Here is a 16,280-nt window from a genome sequence, read left to right as displayed (position 1 = left end):
AATCAAATATAGAAAGCAAGTTGATTCCTTATCTATAATTCTATGGAATGGGCTTGCTTTCTTAAGTCTTTAGCTTAAAAGACAGCTTTGTATGTGAAAAAGAGGGCTCTAGGTAAGTCCAAAATACAGATAAAGGATAATAAATGGAGCACTTTGGTCTTAAGAAAAAGAAGCGTCAGAATGTTTTTATAAAAAGAGTCTTCTTTACAATGTTTATCATTGCTATCTATGTATTAGGGAGACATATTTTACTTCCGGGCTACAACAGTAGTATAGAAGGTTTAGGGATGAAGGAAGGCAATCCCTTGGCTTCTTTGTATTTTTTGGCAGGGATTGATGTCTCACAGATTTCAGTATTTTCTCTAGGCTTAGGGCCTTGGATTACAACCATGATTGTGTGGCAAGTCATGAACCTAAAGAAAAGCTGGAATATACAATCTTGGTCTCTCAAAAAGACGGATTTCTTTCAGAAAATGCTCACCTTGTTCTTTGCGATTGTGCAGGGACTTGCTATTATGTACACCGCTTATAGAGGAAATGGTCGTTTTCTACTTCTCGTGGATGACTGGCTCTATAATGCAGCAGTTTTAACCACAGTTGTGACAGGGAGCTTTATCATTATCTGGTTATCAAGTCTCAATACTCGTAAGGGAGTGGGCGGGTCAACCATCATCATTATCTCAGGGATTTTGCTTCAGTTTGCCAATCAATTAATCATCTTGATTGGTCAATCTCTGTCTTCTCTCCGAGGCGGAATGATGTTAGTTGCTGCGGTGATCGCTTATCTTCTTTTGACTTTTGTTGCTGTTGTATGTGAGAAAGCGGAGATACGATTGCCTCTTAATCGGATCATGTTAAGCAGTCGTTACAATGATAAATCTTATTTGCCGATTAAGTTCACTCCCTCTGGCGGTATGCCCATCATGTATGCAACAAGTGTCTTGATGTTGTTCCAATTATTAGTAGACTGGACGGGAAAAAGATTTTCAGTAAAAATTGGGAATGTATTTGACTTTACAAAACCTCTGAGTCTCCTAATTTACCTAGTTGCAATTTACCTCTTGGCTATTTTGTTTGCCTATATCAATTTGGAACCGGAAGAGACTGCTAAGCGCTTGCAGCGTCAGGGAGAATACTTTGACTATATTCAGCCTGGGAAAGAAACCTTAAAAGTGTTAAAACACTATATTTCTTTACAAGCAAATATAGGAGCGATCTATCTAATCTTGTATGTCGGTCTGCCCTATTTTGTTAATTTCTTCTTGCCTTTGCCGAGTTTCTTTTTGACCTTGCCCAGCACGCTAGTTATTCTGATTAGTATGCTTATGCCTTTGCGCGAAGAAATACGAATCTTGAGAATTGGGACTTATTATCATAGAGAATTAGAACTTAAAGGAGAATAGAAGGATATGTTTTACTTTGTACCTTCCTGGTATAAACAAGATCGAAAATGGTATTCTACCGCCCTACCTTTCTATCATGCAACGAAAAATATGATGTTTGATGATGCCGTAAATTTACTGCGGATGTTTCAACAATCAGGCGAGTCCAACTCTATCCTGATTTTGAATTATTCACCTCATATTCGGACCTTCTTTTATCGACAGAGAATCTCATCAGAAGACATGTGGAATCTATTTGATAGCATACAAGGTCTGACAGATGTGCCAGCACGAAAGATTCGTTTGGATGATTTGAAATGGCCTCAGGGAGCAGAAATCTTTTATACTCCTTTTATTGTGGATGTTCATGTGGATCACCTGCCTCATGCTCAGATTAATTTTTCGCAAATAGGTAATATTTTTGATATTACCTATTTTGAAAATAATCAGATAGACCACCAGCTTGTCTTTGATGACCGTGGCTTTGTCTCCAGTATTATCTACTTTGAGCATAATCAGCCTTATTATCAGGACTATCTGAATTCGAATGGTGTATGGCAATTTAGAGAGTTTTTGACAGCTGATAACCAGCAGGTCATTATCAATCCTGAAGCACAGGGCACATTTGCTAAGGGTGTCTATCAGAATATTGAAGAGCTTGTTAAAGAAAAGCTAGAGCAGCATTTGGCTTCTGTTTTAACCAAGGATGATTCGATTATTGTTTCAGCAGATGTGCAGCATAATCATTTTTTCCAACAGATTAAGAAGGACCATCTTGTTGTTCTGTCCTTCTTTGGCAATCGTTATCCGATTACGAATACAGAACAATTATTCTCTGATTTAAAAGATACCCCATTTTTTGTGGTAGATAGCTTGGATAAAATCGTGAAGATTGCAGAACAAGTAGGGGAAGTAGAAGAAGAGCAACTTCCTGCTTATTATGAGATTCCACCTTATGACACACAGTTGAATCTTGGGCATAGTCAGCGGAAAAAAGAGTTGATTATCTATGTCAATTTCGATACTTTACCAGAACATCATCTTCAATATGTCTTTACTTCCTTGTTTGATATGATGTTGCAACATGAGTGGATTGACTTATTGGTTGGGACGCAGAGTCAGGATTTTGGTCGAGAGGACTATATAAAGCAGGTGCTAGAAAGCTATCTATCACTTAAGCCAGAATATGAACAAGACTTGATTTTTGTTGATAAAGAGAAAAGAGCGAGAGGTGAGAACCGAGTTCTTGATGATGAAGAGGAGATTGTTCGCGAACGGATTGATACTGTAGTGATTCAGAGTGATACTGATTTGGCCAAAGCCTTGCAGTATGCTCGTATCATCTTGGACTTGGGAAGTCCGGCCGATATCCGAACCCAAATTGCAGGTATCAGTGGAGGGATTCCTCAAGTGAATTTGTATAGTTCTTCTTATGTCAAACACGGTGAAAATGGTTGGATCATGGATGATATTTCCAGCCTGAAAGACGCCCTCTTGTACTATCTCACAGATTTGGAGCATTGGAACCAATCTTTGGTACATTCGGTTAAGAAGATTGAGGAGTACACAAGGGGTGAAATTGTCGAAATGTGGAAAAATACGATAAAGGAATTAAAGCTAAATGAAGAGAATTAGTGTCCTACAGATTGCCGATGAGAATTGGCAAGATCAATATGAAATTCCTAGTAATATCGCATGGACATTTGTAAAGCCAGGAGACATCATGTCTCTCTTGCCAGAAGATATTGGTATTTTAAAGCAAGATAGGCTGAAGAAACCCAAGCCTGTCAAACCCTATGATGTTGTCTTGGTAGATACTGTCGAACATTTTGAGTACATTACAGTATTGGATAGTCTGATTCAGGTTTATCGCTTGTTTTACCATGAGCGCTGTCAGATTACTACGAGAACCTTGGACAGATTCCTTATGCGCAAAAAGGCGGTCAAGTCTGTTTTTGAAGATCCCGCTCAGATGTTGTATCTATTCTCTAGAGGCTTTTCTTCTCAGCAAAGTGGTACCAAGCTCAGTGTCAATCACTTGACGATTAATCCTTCTTTTAAGGGTCAGATTGACTATGAAGGAACCAACTATCTCCGTCTGTGTGGGGAATTTGGTGAGGAGTACAAAACTATAGCGACTTATCAGTACAATATTTTTTTGAGTGGAGATACTCCTTTGGATTTGTGGCCAGAGTTCAGGCACTCGGACGATTGCTTGCTTCGTTATGTCATCAAAGGCTACCCAGTTGGAAGCTCTCCCATGCAAGAGTGGATTTATGATAAAGAAACTTTTGATCAGCCTCTCGTTTTGGATACCAGCGATTCTTATTACCTAAGTGTCAGCATTCAAGCAAAAGGGCAAGGCATTGTGAAAATTGGACCTTTCCACCATCGCCAGTCTCATTTGGGATATGGGGACTTGTTGGTTGGTGGAAATCGTGTTGTGGATAAAAATCGGGAGGAGTTGATTTACTACTTCCATCCTGGCGATTTGAAGCCACCTCTCAATATTTATTTCTCTGGCTATCGTCCGGCAGAAGGTTTTGAGGGCTACTGGATGATGAACAATTTGGGATCGCCTTTCTTGCTGATTGGAGATCCGCGTTCTGAGGGGGGAGCTTTCTATCTCGGCTCAGAAGAGCTTGAGCAAAAGCTAATTCAAGTCATCCGTCATTGTTTAGATGAATTGGGCTTTACAAGTGACCAGTTAATCTTGTCGGGCTTATCAATGGGAACCTTTGGTGCCCTATATTATGCTTCCAAGTTAGAGCCTCATGCAGTGATTGTCGGAAAACCCATAGTGAGCTTAGGTGATGTTGCAGAGAATGAATCCACGATTCGTCCTGGAGGTTTCCCTACCTCTTTAGACATGGTACTTCGTGCGACAGGTGAACTCTCAGAAGAAGGGATTTCCCAGCTCAATGAACATTTCTGGACAGCTTTCAAGGCGGCCAATTTTTCAAAGACTAGATTTATTGTGTCTTATATGCAACATGATGACTACGATAGTACGGCTTATCCTGATATGCTAGAAGAGCTAGGGAAGCGACCTTATCGCGTCAATATCATTAGTAAGGGATTGACTGGACGACACAATGATGATACACAAGGAGTCGTCGAGTGGTTCTTTAACCAATATAAAGCTTTGCTAGTGAATAATTTTGAAAGGAAGTTTGATTCGTGAGATACAAGGAAGAAATCTATTTTGCTTATTGGGATATGCAAAGTGTATCTCAGTATCTATATGGATCGTCTGTGAAGCTGCTAGCAGATGGGCATGTCTTATATGAGAATCAATTCATGCCATCTGGGACAGTTATTCATGAATGGCATTCGCAAGCAAACTATCAGGCCTTGCGCAATACAAGCCAGCTTCCTGAATTGAAGCGAGGAGAAAAATATATCTTTGGAAGCTATATGGAGACTCTTCCTGAAAATTCGACCTACTTGAAGATTGAATTTATGAATGCGCGTGATGAGGAGATTTTTAATCAGATCATTAAGCAGGGTGAAACCATGAGCGTTCGCGTGCCGAACAATACCCATCATTATAAAATTCAATTAGTGAGTTCTGGTTGCCATCGTTTCTTGTTTGAAAGCATCTATATTGCCGAAGAAGGTGTGGCAGATTATACAGTTGATCGCTATTGGATTTCGAAATTGTTGCATAAGGACGTCAATCAAGAAACGGTTTACGTATGCTTTACGGAGTCTGATTTTAATCGGACGGGTTACATTCCAGAAATCGTTCGGGAACATTTTCCAAATTTGCTGATAGTCAATTCTTCCTATAAAGACGCTCTTTTGTATATGGAAAAAGAGTTCTTCGAAATCTTGCTTGGAACAATTGAAAAGCTGTCTCAAGAATATTCTTTTGAAAAGGTAGCTTTTGCTGGCTACGGGCCGGTTTCAAATATAGCAGCCTTGCTTTACTCCCAGCAATTTGAAAATGCCTATGCTTTGGTGACTGATGACTTCATGCCAGAAGTGGATTATCAGCATGTGCTTGAGCGCTATCGAAATAGGGTGAATTATCCTATGTTCAGAGATTTGCTGCTTGAACGCTTTAACCCAGCTAAAGTAAGAGAGTATGCCCATCTGAAAAATAGGCCACGTGTACTAGCTAACATTGATTATTTATTGGATCAGTCCTTTTTGCTTCAAAAAATAGACTTGGAGAAAACGGAAGAGTGGATGAGAAAGAATGAAGCCTAAAAAATTACATTTAGCTAATTCCTTTAAACTAAGGCGGTATAAAAAAATCTTAGAAAAGATTAATCAGCTTTCTGACGATTATGCAGCCATGTCAGATGAAGAATTGCAGTCTAAAACTCAATGGTTTAAAGGCCGTCTTTCTAAGGGAGAAAGGCTGCAGGAAATTTTACCAGAGGCCTATGCCACCATTCGTGAAGCGGCTAAACGCGTCTTGGGGCTCTATCCTTACGATGTGCAAATCTTAGGTGCCTTAATCATGCAAGACAATCAGATTGCCGAGATGAGGACGGGAGAGGGCAAAACACTAACAGCAATTCTTCCCTTGTATTTAAATGCTTTGACTGGTAAGAGCACCATCTTAGTCACAGCCAATGAGTATTTGGCCATGCGTGACGCTAAGCAAATGGGGCCTGTCTTTCATTACTTGGGGATGACAGTTGGGGTTGGTGTTTCAGAAAATCCAGCTAAAAAGTTAAAGGTTGTGCAAAAGCAGCGGATTTATCAAAGTGATATCGTTTATACTACACATAGTGCGCTGGGCTTTGACTACCTTGAGGAAAATTTAGCAACATCCAAATCAAAGAAATTCTTGCCTAAGTTCTATTTCTGTTTGGTTGACGAGGTTGATGCAGCTCTCCTAGACAGTGCGCAAATGCCTCTGATTATCTCAGGTTCTCCGCGGGTTCAGTCCAATCTATTTGTTACCTGTGATGAGTTTGTTAAGACCTTGAAAGAAGGGGAAGATTTCAAGCTGGATTCTACTCGGACTTCAGTCTGGTTGACGAGAAAAGGTGTCAAGGAAGCGGAAATTTACTTCCGTGTGCAAAATGCCTACGATCCCAATAACTACCAACTGATTCGTCAAATAAATTTGGCTTTAAGGGCCAATCATTTATTTGAAAAAGACCGCCAGTATACTGTGGATAATGGCGAAGTCAAGCTGATGGATGAGGGAACAGGCCGACTCTTAGAAGGAAATAAGCTCCAATCTGGCCTGCACCAAGCCTTGGAAGCGAGAGAACGTGTAAAGATTTCCCTAGAAACACGCTCCATGGCCTCCATTACCTATCAGAATCTATTCAAGATGTTTCCTAAGTTGGCAGGTATGACAGGTACGGGTAAGGTTTGCGAAGACGAATTCCGTGAAGTTTATGATTTGGGAGTAGTCGTTGTACCGACTAGAAAGCCGAATCAACGGATCGATTATCCAGACGAGATTTATCTGACGATTCCTCAGAAACTTTATGCTTCTTTGGATTATATTAAAAAATTACACAGAAAAGGTCAGCCAGTTCTGATTGCGACAGGATCAGTGAGAATGTCAGAAATTTACTCCATGCTCTTGCTACAGGAAGGGATTGCTCACAATGTGCTAAATGCCCATAATGCTGCAAAAGAGGCAGAGATGATTGCTCAGGCAGGCCGACGTTCTGCGGTGACCGTCGCAACCTCCATGGCTGGTCGAGGAACGGATATTATCCTAGAAGATGGGGTTGCCAAATTAGGTGGACTGGCAGTTATTGGAACAGAGAGAATGTCCAGCGAGCGAGTTGATCTGCAGCTTCGTGGTCGTGCAGGCCGTCAAGGCGCACCAGGATTAAGTAAATTTTTCGTGTCACTCGAGGATGATATTATTACAAAGTCTGGCAGTAAATGGATCAATGATTTTTATCAGAAAGAAGTTGCCAAGCCAGAGGAAAAGCAGAAGGTTCGTCTAAAATCTGCTCGTGTGAAATTTGCTGTGGCGGAAGCTCAGAAAAACAGTGATAATGCAGGAGCAGCTTCAAGACGATCAACGGAGCAGTATGATGAAAGTATCCGTATTCAACGGCAAATCATCTATAATAAACGGAATGACATCATTGCTCATCCGGATTTTGATTTAGATTATTTTCTATCTGTGCTATCAGATGCCATGGATGCTTATGTGAAGAAACATCCCTTTAAAGAGCAAGCTGATTTGTATCGTTTTGTTTTGGATAACATTAGTTACTATTGTCAAGACATTCCAAAAAATCTAGATGTGACAAATATTCAGCAAGTCAAAAAATTTCTAACCAAGCTTTTTATTGAAGAATATCAGCGAAAACGAGATAGGATTGAGGATTCAGATATGTTTGAACAGTTTCAACGTACCGTAGTGCTAAGAGCAGTGGATGATTGCTGGGTGGAGCAAGTTGACTATCTACAACAATTTCAAGCTTTAGTAATCAGTCGTGGCTATGCGCAAAAGAATCCTGTATATGAGTTTCATAAAGAGGCTTTTGAGTCATATAAAAGAATGAATGCAGACATGAGTCTTAAAATTATAAAAAATATGGCACTGAGTTCTATCAATATTCAGCCGACAGGGAAATTAGAGGTTTTCTTTGGCTAATGCTTTGACAGATTCTGCTATAGACTTTATAATAAGGATATAACTGCATTCGGGAGAAAATGTATATTATGGGTAAAAATAAAAAAGTAAAAGCAAAGGGGTTTAAGCGCGTTATATCGAAGTTTAAACGATTGGTGACGGAGGATGAAGATTATTATAATCCTGATGCAGCCATCTTAAAACCGATTAACCGAAAGCCACAAGATCAAAATCAGCTTGTGGTAGACCCTAACGAGGAATTAGAATCACTGGCAGAGCCAATGTCTATCATGGAAGCCTTTGAGGATTTTCAAGCCAACAATAGCTTAGTAGTAGATGATTTGGTAAGAAATCTCAGCCAAAGTCTATCAACGAGCGTTCAAAACTCTCTCAGCTTGTCTGCGATCAATTCCTACAGTGATTCCGTTGCAACAAGTGAGCCTTCTCTTCAAGATACGCTGTGGGAGAATGATTCCTTAGAGGTCTCTTCTCAGGATTCCCTTGCTCACATTGTTGAACAGTCGGATGAAGATTATCTGGTAGGTCAATCTTCTTATCAGGATGCGACACTTTCAGCGTCAACAGAAGTCTACAATGGTTCAAATGAATATAATGAAGAGCTATGGACATCGGAAAATTCTGATGACATCCATGAAATTGATTCCCATGAATCAACCATAGTAAGCTCAGAATTAGAATCTTTAAGTCTGGTAGAGTCTGAGTCAGAAGCAGCTTATGCTAGCGAATCACTTTCTGCTTCCATCAGTGAGAGTGAGAGCCAATCTGAGTCTGTTTACTGGAGTCTGGTAGAGTCTGAGTCTCTCAGTCTATCCGAGTCAGAAGCAGCTTATGCTAGTGAGTCACTTTCTGCTTCTATTAGCGAGAGTGAAAGTCTATCCGAGTCTGCCTATTGGAGTCTGGTAGAGTCTGAGTCTCTCAGCCTTTCCGAGTCAGAAGCAGCTTATGCTAACGAATCACTTTCTGCTTCCATCAGTGAGAGTGAAAGTCTATCCGAGTCTGCCTATTGGAGTCTGGTAGAGTCTGAGTCTCTCAGCCTTTCCGAGTCAGAAGCAGCTTATATCAGCGCCTCTCTTTCTGCTTCCATTAGTGAGAGTGAGAGCCTATCTGAGTCTGCCTACTGGAGTCTGGTAGAGTCTGAGTCTCTCAGCCTCTCAGAATCCGCTTCTATCCTTTTGAGCGAATTCGTTTCAACCTCGGTAGCAGATAGTCGGTCAGCTTCTCTTTCTGAATCAATTAGTGCTAGTCTGAGTCTATCCGAGTCTGAATCTTTAAGTGCCTTAGAAGCGACCTCAGTTGGCCTTTCAGATTCGAGCGACGATTTTGATTCAATTTCAGTAAGTGAAAGTAATCCAGATACCTTCTTGACTTCTCTAAGCACTAGTCTGAGTCTCTCTATTTCTGAGTGGTTGGCTCAGTCTGAGTTTACTTCACTTAGCCTTTCGGCATCTGAATCTTTGAGCATCAGTCAGTCTCTATCCTTGAGTGAAGCATTTTCTCAACTTCTTTTCGAGTCTGAATCAGCCAAGGAGAGTCAGCAGTTATCAGAATCACTTAGCTATAGCCAGTCCCTTTCTGCTTCAGAATCTTTGAGTAGATGGACAGTGGAGTCTCTCAGTCTTAGCGAGTCTATCTCCTTTAGCGAGTCAACATCCTTGAGTGAGTCTATTGCTGAATACACTTGGTTAAGCTCTTCATTGTCAGTCAGTGCCTTTGTTGCCCAATCTGAATTAGAGAGCAAGTTGACCTCAATTTCCGAGTCTATTAGTCAAAGTGCCAGCCTTTCAGAAGTCCTTAGTTTGAGTGAATCAATTGCTTTGAGTGAGTCTGAAAGCCTCAGTGTTTCTGAATCCTTGAGCCAATCTGAGCAAGATAGTCTCAGTCTTAGTGTCTCAGAATCTCTCAGTCAAAGTCTTAGCCTTTCAAGCTCTTTGAGTTTTAGCCAATCACTTTCTGAGCATACTTGGTTAAACTCCTCATTATCAGTTAGTGCCTCTCTTGCCCAATCTGAATTAGAGAGCAAGTTGACATCGATCTCAGAGTCTATTAGTATTTCAGAATCTCTCAGCCATAGTGCCAACGTTTCAAGGTCCTTAAGTTTGAGTGAATCAATTGCCTTGAGTGAGTCTGAAAGTCTCAGTGTTTCTGAATCCTTGAGCCAATCTGAGCAAGATAGTCTCAGCCTTAGTGTCTCAGAATCCTTAAGTCAAAGTCTTAGCCTTTCAAGCTCCCTAAGTTTGAGTGAATCCGAAAGTGTTAGCCAGATGCATAGTATCTCTGAATCTTTGAGCGAGAGTGCTAGCCTGTCAATCTCTTTGAGTGAGAGTCAATCCATTTCAGAGTACAATTGGCTGAGTTCCTCGCTATCAGTAAGTGCCTCTGTCGCCCAATCTACATATGAGAGCAAGTTGATTTCGGTTTCAGAATCCGTGAGTCAGAGCACTTCAACCTCTATTAGTCTTTCAGAATTCCTCAGTCATAGTGTCAGCGTCTCAGCTTCCTTGAGTTTGAGTGAATCGATTTCCTTGAGTGAATCAGAGCAAATCAGTCAAAGTATTGTGAGAGTTTCTTTATCTGAATTTTATAGTATTTCAGTTTCAGAGTTGCTTTCTTATAGACAGAGCGTTTCAGAGTCTAAGTCTATTTCACATAGTTTACACATTTCAGAATCTCTCTCAAATAGTTTGTCAAGAACTGAATCCACGCGTCTTGCTTATCTACAAGAATCGAGTGTGAGCCTTGAACCTCAAGAAGTTTCAGAGTCCGTTCAGCTAGCTCAAGAAAGCTTGTCTGTTCAAGATTCTACAAGTCCAAACTTGAGCGTAACAGACCAAGAGGCATATCAGATGGTAAGACCAGATTTACAGCCAATTTCTCCTGACCTAAAAAATGTCGCTAGTGCATTATCTGGATTGGCTTCTATCGCCCACAACAAGAAAGAACAGCGATAATCTTAAAGATACTAGAATATACAGTAGTATCCATTCCTATATTCACAAAATCAAAAGGAGTCATTATGATGAGAAATACGATGCCCAACAGCAACAAAGGCTTGGGTACGACGGATGTACTACCAATCAGTGAGCCTCGTGCGGAAGTACTGACCGGGGAAATCAACTATAAAAAAGTACCTATAGGTTCCTATGATCTTCTGGGGCAAGTTACTTTAGCTAGTCAGCCGGATTACGTTAGTGATTTAAATCTAATTCAATCGATGGGTTTTAATGTCTATAGAATCTCTATCTCTTGGGCGCGGATTTTCCCAACGGGTGAAGAAGCACAGCCAAGTGAAGAAGGTTTGAAATATTATGAAGCTATCATTGATCAAGTGTTGCAAAGGGACATTGAACCGATTGTAACCTTGAGTCATTTCGATCTTCCACTGAACCTGTATGAGAAATACGGTGCTTGGAAAAGTCGCAAGATGATTGATTTCTATGAGCATTATACAGAAGCTGTTTTCAAATATTTTAAAGACAAGGTGAGATATTGGATTACCTTTAACGAATTCAATGTTTTGCATCATTTACCATACCTTGGTGGAGGCTTGTCTTTTGAAGAGGGAGAAAATCGTAATCAGCGAATCTGGCAGGCAGCTCACTATCAATTAGTCGCTTCGGCACGTGTGATTAAGCTTGGAAAATCAATCAATCCAGAATTTCAATTTGGTGGCATGGTGGTAGTCAGTCGCAACTATAGTCAGAATCGAGATAATGCGATTGATGCCATGGAAGCAGAAGTCAAGAATCGTGAAAACTACGTCTTTACAGATGTTCAAGTTCGTGGTTGTTATCCAAATCATTTCTTGCGTCGTTTAGAGCGGGAGCAGATTGCTTTGGATATTGAAAATGATGACTTCTTTGACTTAAGAGTCGGTAAGGTTGATTTTGTTAGCTTTAGTTATCATGCTTCTAGCAACTCTCAAGAAGTCTTTATCAATAAATATGCTTATAACAATGCCAACAAGAATCCAATCGACCCTGTCGGCCTTCGTCTGGCTATGAACAACCTTTATGATCGCTATCAAAAACCACTATTTGTTGTGGAAGATGATTTGGTATTAGATGAGTCAGATAGCCTGTCAATAGAAGAGCTAAAAACAAATATTCAAGAGATTGTGAAAACAGTAGAATATGATGGTGTTGAGCTTCTGGGCTACACGCCTCTTAGCTGGGTAGATCTTAATTTCTAGAATAGATACTTTTAGATCTAGTTACCTTTTATGAAAATACCTGAATGGATTGCATGTCATCTATTCAGGTGTTTTTGTTTATAAAACCAGATGTAAACAATCTTAAAAAATCATCGAAATAGTTGATGAATAGGATTCTATCTCCTCCTGTAGAATTCGGATTTTTTTGATCTGAGGCTTAGAAAACAATGGTAATAAGCGTTATTTTATGCTACAATTAATAAGATAGTATATAATTAGAATAAATGAAGAATAGAGGGAGCAGAATGAGACTTAAAAAGACCTTATTTGGTAACTATCGCGCCAAGGAAGTTGAAGAATACATTGAATCGTTAGAAGAAGGATTTGATAGTGAAATTCGTAAAAAGAATGAGAAAATTGAATCTTTACATAAAAAAATTGATACTTTAAAGAACCAAGAAAGAGAAATTGGCGAAGCTGTCGTATACGCTAAATCGCTGATCATTGAAGCGCATGAAAAGGCAGAAAAAGAAGCTCAAGAAGTTCTAGAAAAAGCTCAGAAAGACTTTTTACAAGTTCGATCATCTATTCTTGGAGAAATTGATGAATTGACGAAAAAACGTCTTGAAACTGAAAAGCTCTATAAGATGCAAAAGGAAAAAATCAAAGAGCTTCTTAGTCAAATTGGTCACATTCTAGACGAAGAAACTTTAGAGGGTCAAATTGATCTCTCAAGTCTAATCGAGGAAGCTTCGGAAGACGACGAATTTGCAAGTATATTTGATACTCCTTTAGAGGAAGATGAAGCTACGCGTTTGTTTGATACGCCTTTGGAAGAAGACGAGGCTTCAAATGAGCAAGTTGAAGCTGAAAGTTTATTTGATGAAGCTTCTCTTGAAACGCATGAAGAAGAAGTAAATGAATCAGATGTTTTTGATGAGGAAGAAGTCCCAGCAGAAATCCCTGCTCCCCAAAAAGAAGTTGTAAATATTGAACAAACATTTGCTAAGACAGGTACAGACAGTTCTATTCCTGTTACTTATTTCACTTCTCCTGCCAAAAAATCTAAAGATGAAGGCAAAGAGAAAGAAAAAAAGAAGAAAGGAAAAATCATTAAACGCCTTTCAAGAATTAAAAAAGATAGTCTTTTGTAAGAGGAATATGGTTTATGACAATTTATAACATCAACCTAGGGATTGGTTGGGCAAGCAGTGGAGTAGAGTATGCGCAGATTTATCGTGCAAAATTGCTTCGCAGTGTGGGCTTAGAGGCGAAATTCATCTTTATGGATTTTATTTCAGCCGATAATATTGAACATTTAACGAAGAATATCGGCTTTGAAGACTCTGAGGTCATTTGGCTCTATCAGTATTTTACAGATGTTAAGATTGCTCCAACGACCTATACTCTGGCACATGTTTTAGCTAGTTTTGATAGAGAACCTCTAGAAATTGTCCGTAATCCCGAGAACAAGACCTTCCGAGTCATGTTTGGAGACAATGATTTCGTAACGTGCTATGCTTGCGATATGGATAATGAGCTGATTGAGCGGGCTGAGATTGTTTCGCGTGGCTGCCTCATTCAGAAAGAATATTATACGTATACTAAAAACTTTATTGAGTATTACAGTCCTGTAGATGGTCGGGCTCGTCTCTACCAACGGACTTGGCTCAATGAAGATGGCAGCATGGCTTACGAAGAGATTATCGATGAGGTAGATGGTAAGCAAGAAACGCAAGTTTATCGCTTTCCAGATCAGGTCTTCTACTCCAAGCAGGAATTTGTTGCTCATTTCATGAGAAGCTTGAAGTTGACCGATAAGGATTTACTGATTCTAGATCGGGAGACAGATATTGGCCAGCCAATCTTCGCTAATAAGGGGGCTGCCAAACTAGCTGTCATCGTTCATGCGGACCACTTCAGTGAAAATCCCGCGGAACAAGATTATATCCTGTGGAACAATTACTACGAGTATCAATTTGAATACGCAGAAGAAGTAGACTACATCATCAACTCGACGGATGCTCAAACAGAGCTTCTGAAAGAGCAGTTTGCTCAATATACCGATATCAAACCGAAAGAGATTTTGACCATTCCTGTGGGGAGCTTGGATAAGCTGCGTCAACCAGAAGGCCCACGGAAGCCTTTTGCTTTGATGACGGCTTCTCGTTTAGCCAGTGAAAAGCATATTGATTGGCTGATTCACTCTGTAGTGAAGGCGCATGAGCAACTACCGGAAATCACTTTTGACATCTACGGTACAGGCGGCGAGGAAACTATGCTGCGGAAGTTGATTGCGGATTTGAAGGCAGAAGATTATATTCGATTGATGGGGCATCATCATATGGCGGATATTTACAAGAATTATTCCGCTTATCTAGCTGCATCTACAAGCGAAGGTTTTGGTCTGACTTTGTTGGAGGCAGTTGGTTCTGGCCTACCCATCATTGGTTTTGATGTTCGTTATGGCAATCCGACCTTTATCCGAGATGGAGAAAATGGCTACCTGATTCCCAAGGCTCGTCCAGATGATCTAGATGCTATGACGACAGAGTACGCAGAAAAGATTGTTCAGCTATTAACTCAACATTCTCAAGAAGATTTGTCCCGTGTCTCCTACGAGGTAGCTGAGCCTTACCTTGATGAGCATATTGCCCAGCGCTGGTCTAATCTTGTCCGATCTGCTCAGACTAAGTAAGTAGGATTCAGAAAGAAAGGCATAACCACTATGATTTGTTTGTTTGACCGCTACGATCAAGCAAGTTTTGATTTATTACGTTCATTAAAAGCAACAGGACTTGATTGTCCTGTTGTTGTTGTACAAGATGATGGCTATCTTGCACCAGATGTTGAGTCTCCTTACAGTTATTTTACAGGAGACTTGGATACGCCAGAAGGCCGGCCAATTTATTTTAATCTTGTTCCAAAACCTCACTTATGGGAGATCCGCTCCAGCAATGTGAACGGAGAAATCTTGGACATGGGCAAGAAGCGTGCCAATATTTTCTATCGCCAACCAACGCATGAAAGACGTGTGCGGGCTGTCGAATGGCTGGATACAGAGGGGCAAGTCCGAGCAGCAGATATCTACAATCGCAAAGGACGGCTTTTCGCACAAATAACCTACGACCAGACACAACGTCCGACCCATACTCGCTATTTTGACCAGAGCAATGTCGTGGTCATTATGGAAAATCATCTGACTGGCGATATTATCCTGACACTGGAGGGAAAACGTCATATCTTTAAATCCAAACAAGAATTTGTCGTCTTTTATCTTCAATATCGCGGATATGATACAGATCGTATTATTTATAATTCTCTAGCGACGCCCTTCTTGGTGGCTTACGCTCTTCGTCCTAAAAATGGCCGTGCAGAAGATCTTCTTTTCTGGCAAGAGCCTATCGGAGAGGCTTTACCAGGCAATATGAAAGCGGCTATGAAGCTGCCTCATCGCAATATCCGCATCGCCGTTCAGGATCGGCAGGTATATGAGAAGATTCAAAGCTTGGCGACTCCAGAAGAAAAGGCTTATTTCCATAATATTGGTTATATATATGATTACCAGCGCCTTAACAATATGAATCCTGAAGCCTTGATTTTGACCAATAGCGATCAGCTTGAGCAAATAGAGCAACTCTTGACTCAGCTGCCAAATGTACATTTCCATATTGGAGCAATCACAGAAATGTCCAGCCATTTGATGGGGCTCAATCGTTATCCGAATGTTTCGCTTTATCCAAATATTCGTCCGGCCAAGGTTGCAGAGTTGTTTGATAGATGTGACTTGTATCTGGATATCAATATCAGCGATGAAATCCTCAATGCTTGTCGCACAGCCTTTGAGAACAACATGCTGATTCTCAGCTTCAAAAACACTTGCCATAGCCGTCGATTTATTGCGGATGATCACATTTATTCGCCAGAAAATGTCTCGGTCATGGTGGAAAAAATCCAAGCTGTCCTGACCCACACAGCGGAGATGGGTTCCGCCCTTGACAAACAGAAGCAGGCGGCTAATCAAGCTAGTCTGGAGCAATACAAGGCCATTCTTTAACCATATAGAGGAGAACTTGCTTTCGATGAGGGCAAGTTCCTTTATGCAGATTTAGTAAAGGAGGACAATCATGCCAGAAAAGAAAAAGGGAAATTCTGC

The 16,280-nt window shown here is 40.5% G+C and carries 10 protein-coding genes; all 10 read left to right on the top strand.

Features of this window, described 5'->3' with window-relative positions; translation table 11 throughout:
- The first annotated feature begins 143 nt into the window (after positions 1-143).
- The 10 genes from secY2 (at position 144) to gtfB (ending at position 16,181) form a co-directional block, all read left to right on the top strand.
- Positions 144-1,403, top strand: a complete 1,260-nt coding sequence (gene secY2, locus I872_RS07270; RefSeq protein WP_041826824.1) for an accessory Sec system protein translocase subunit SecY2 — start codon at positions 144-146, stop codon at positions 1,401-1,403.
- Between the two features lie 6 nt (positions 1,404-1,409).
- Positions 1,410-3,017, top strand: coding sequence for an accessory Sec system protein Asp1 (gene asp1, locus I872_RS07265; protein WP_015605486.1), 1,608 nt, complete (start codon positions 1,410-1,412; stop codon positions 3,015-3,017).
- Complete coding sequence (asp2, locus tag I872_RS07260) at positions 3,004-4,566, top strand: accessory Sec system protein Asp2 (RefSeq protein ID WP_015605485.1); 1,563 nt, start codon at positions 3,004-3,006, stop codon at positions 4,564-4,566. Before asp1 ends, asp2 begins: the two co-directional genes overlap by 14 nt.
- Positions 4,563-5,597, top strand: a complete 1,035-nt coding sequence (gene asp3, locus I872_RS07255; RefSeq protein ID WP_015605484.1) for an accessory Sec system protein Asp3 — start codon at positions 4,563-4,565, stop codon at positions 5,595-5,597. The genes asp2 and asp3 overlap by 4 nt, the downstream gene beginning before the upstream one ends.
- Positions 5,587-7,974 carry an accessory Sec system translocase SecA2 gene (secA2, locus tag I872_RS07250; RefSeq protein WP_015605483.1) on the top strand — a complete coding sequence of 796 codons (2,388 nt, stop codon included), beginning with the start codon at positions 5,587-5,589 and terminating at the stop codon, positions 7,972-7,974. The genes asp3 and secA2 overlap by 11 nt, the downstream gene beginning before the upstream one ends.
- A 68-nt stretch (positions 7,975-8,042) precedes the next feature.
- On the top strand, positions 8,043-10,922 hold the full coding sequence (locus I872_RS07245) for a hypothetical protein (RefSeq protein ID WP_015605482.1): 2,880 nt from the start codon (positions 8,043-8,045) through the stop codon (positions 10,920-10,922).
- Between the two features lie 65 nt (positions 10,923-10,987).
- Entirely contained in the window at positions 10,988-12,163 is a 1,176-nt protein-coding gene (locus tag I872_RS07240; RefSeq protein ID WP_041826823.1) for a family 1 glycosylhydrolase, read from the top strand.
- 266 nt (positions 12,164-12,429) lie between these two features.
- Positions 12,430-13,278 carry a PspC-like choline-binding domain-containing protein gene (locus I872_RS07235; protein ID WP_015605480.1) on the top strand — a complete coding sequence of 283 codons (849 nt, stop codon included), beginning with the start codon at positions 12,430-12,432 and terminating at the stop codon, positions 13,276-13,278.
- Positions 13,279-13,292: 14 nt separating this feature from the next.
- On the top strand, positions 13,293-14,822 hold the full coding sequence (gene gtfA, locus I872_RS07230; RefSeq protein WP_015605479.1) for an accessory Sec system glycosyltransferase GtfA: 1,530 nt from the start codon (positions 13,293-13,295) through the stop codon (positions 14,820-14,822).
- Between the two features lie 30 nt (positions 14,823-14,852).
- Complete coding sequence (gtfB, locus tag I872_RS07225; protein ID WP_015605478.1) at positions 14,853-16,181, top strand: accessory Sec system glycosylation chaperone GtfB; 1,329 nt, start codon at positions 14,853-14,855, stop codon at positions 16,179-16,181.
- Positions 16,182-16,280 lie beyond the last annotated feature (99 nt).

The organism is Streptococcus cristatus AS 1.3089, assembly GCF_000385925.1.
GTDB lineage: Bacteria > Bacillota > Bacilli > Lactobacillales > Streptococcaceae > Streptococcus > Streptococcus cristatus_B.
The sequence above is the reverse complement of the archived record's forward strand: the minus strand, read 5'-3'. Positions and strand labels throughout refer to the sequence as shown.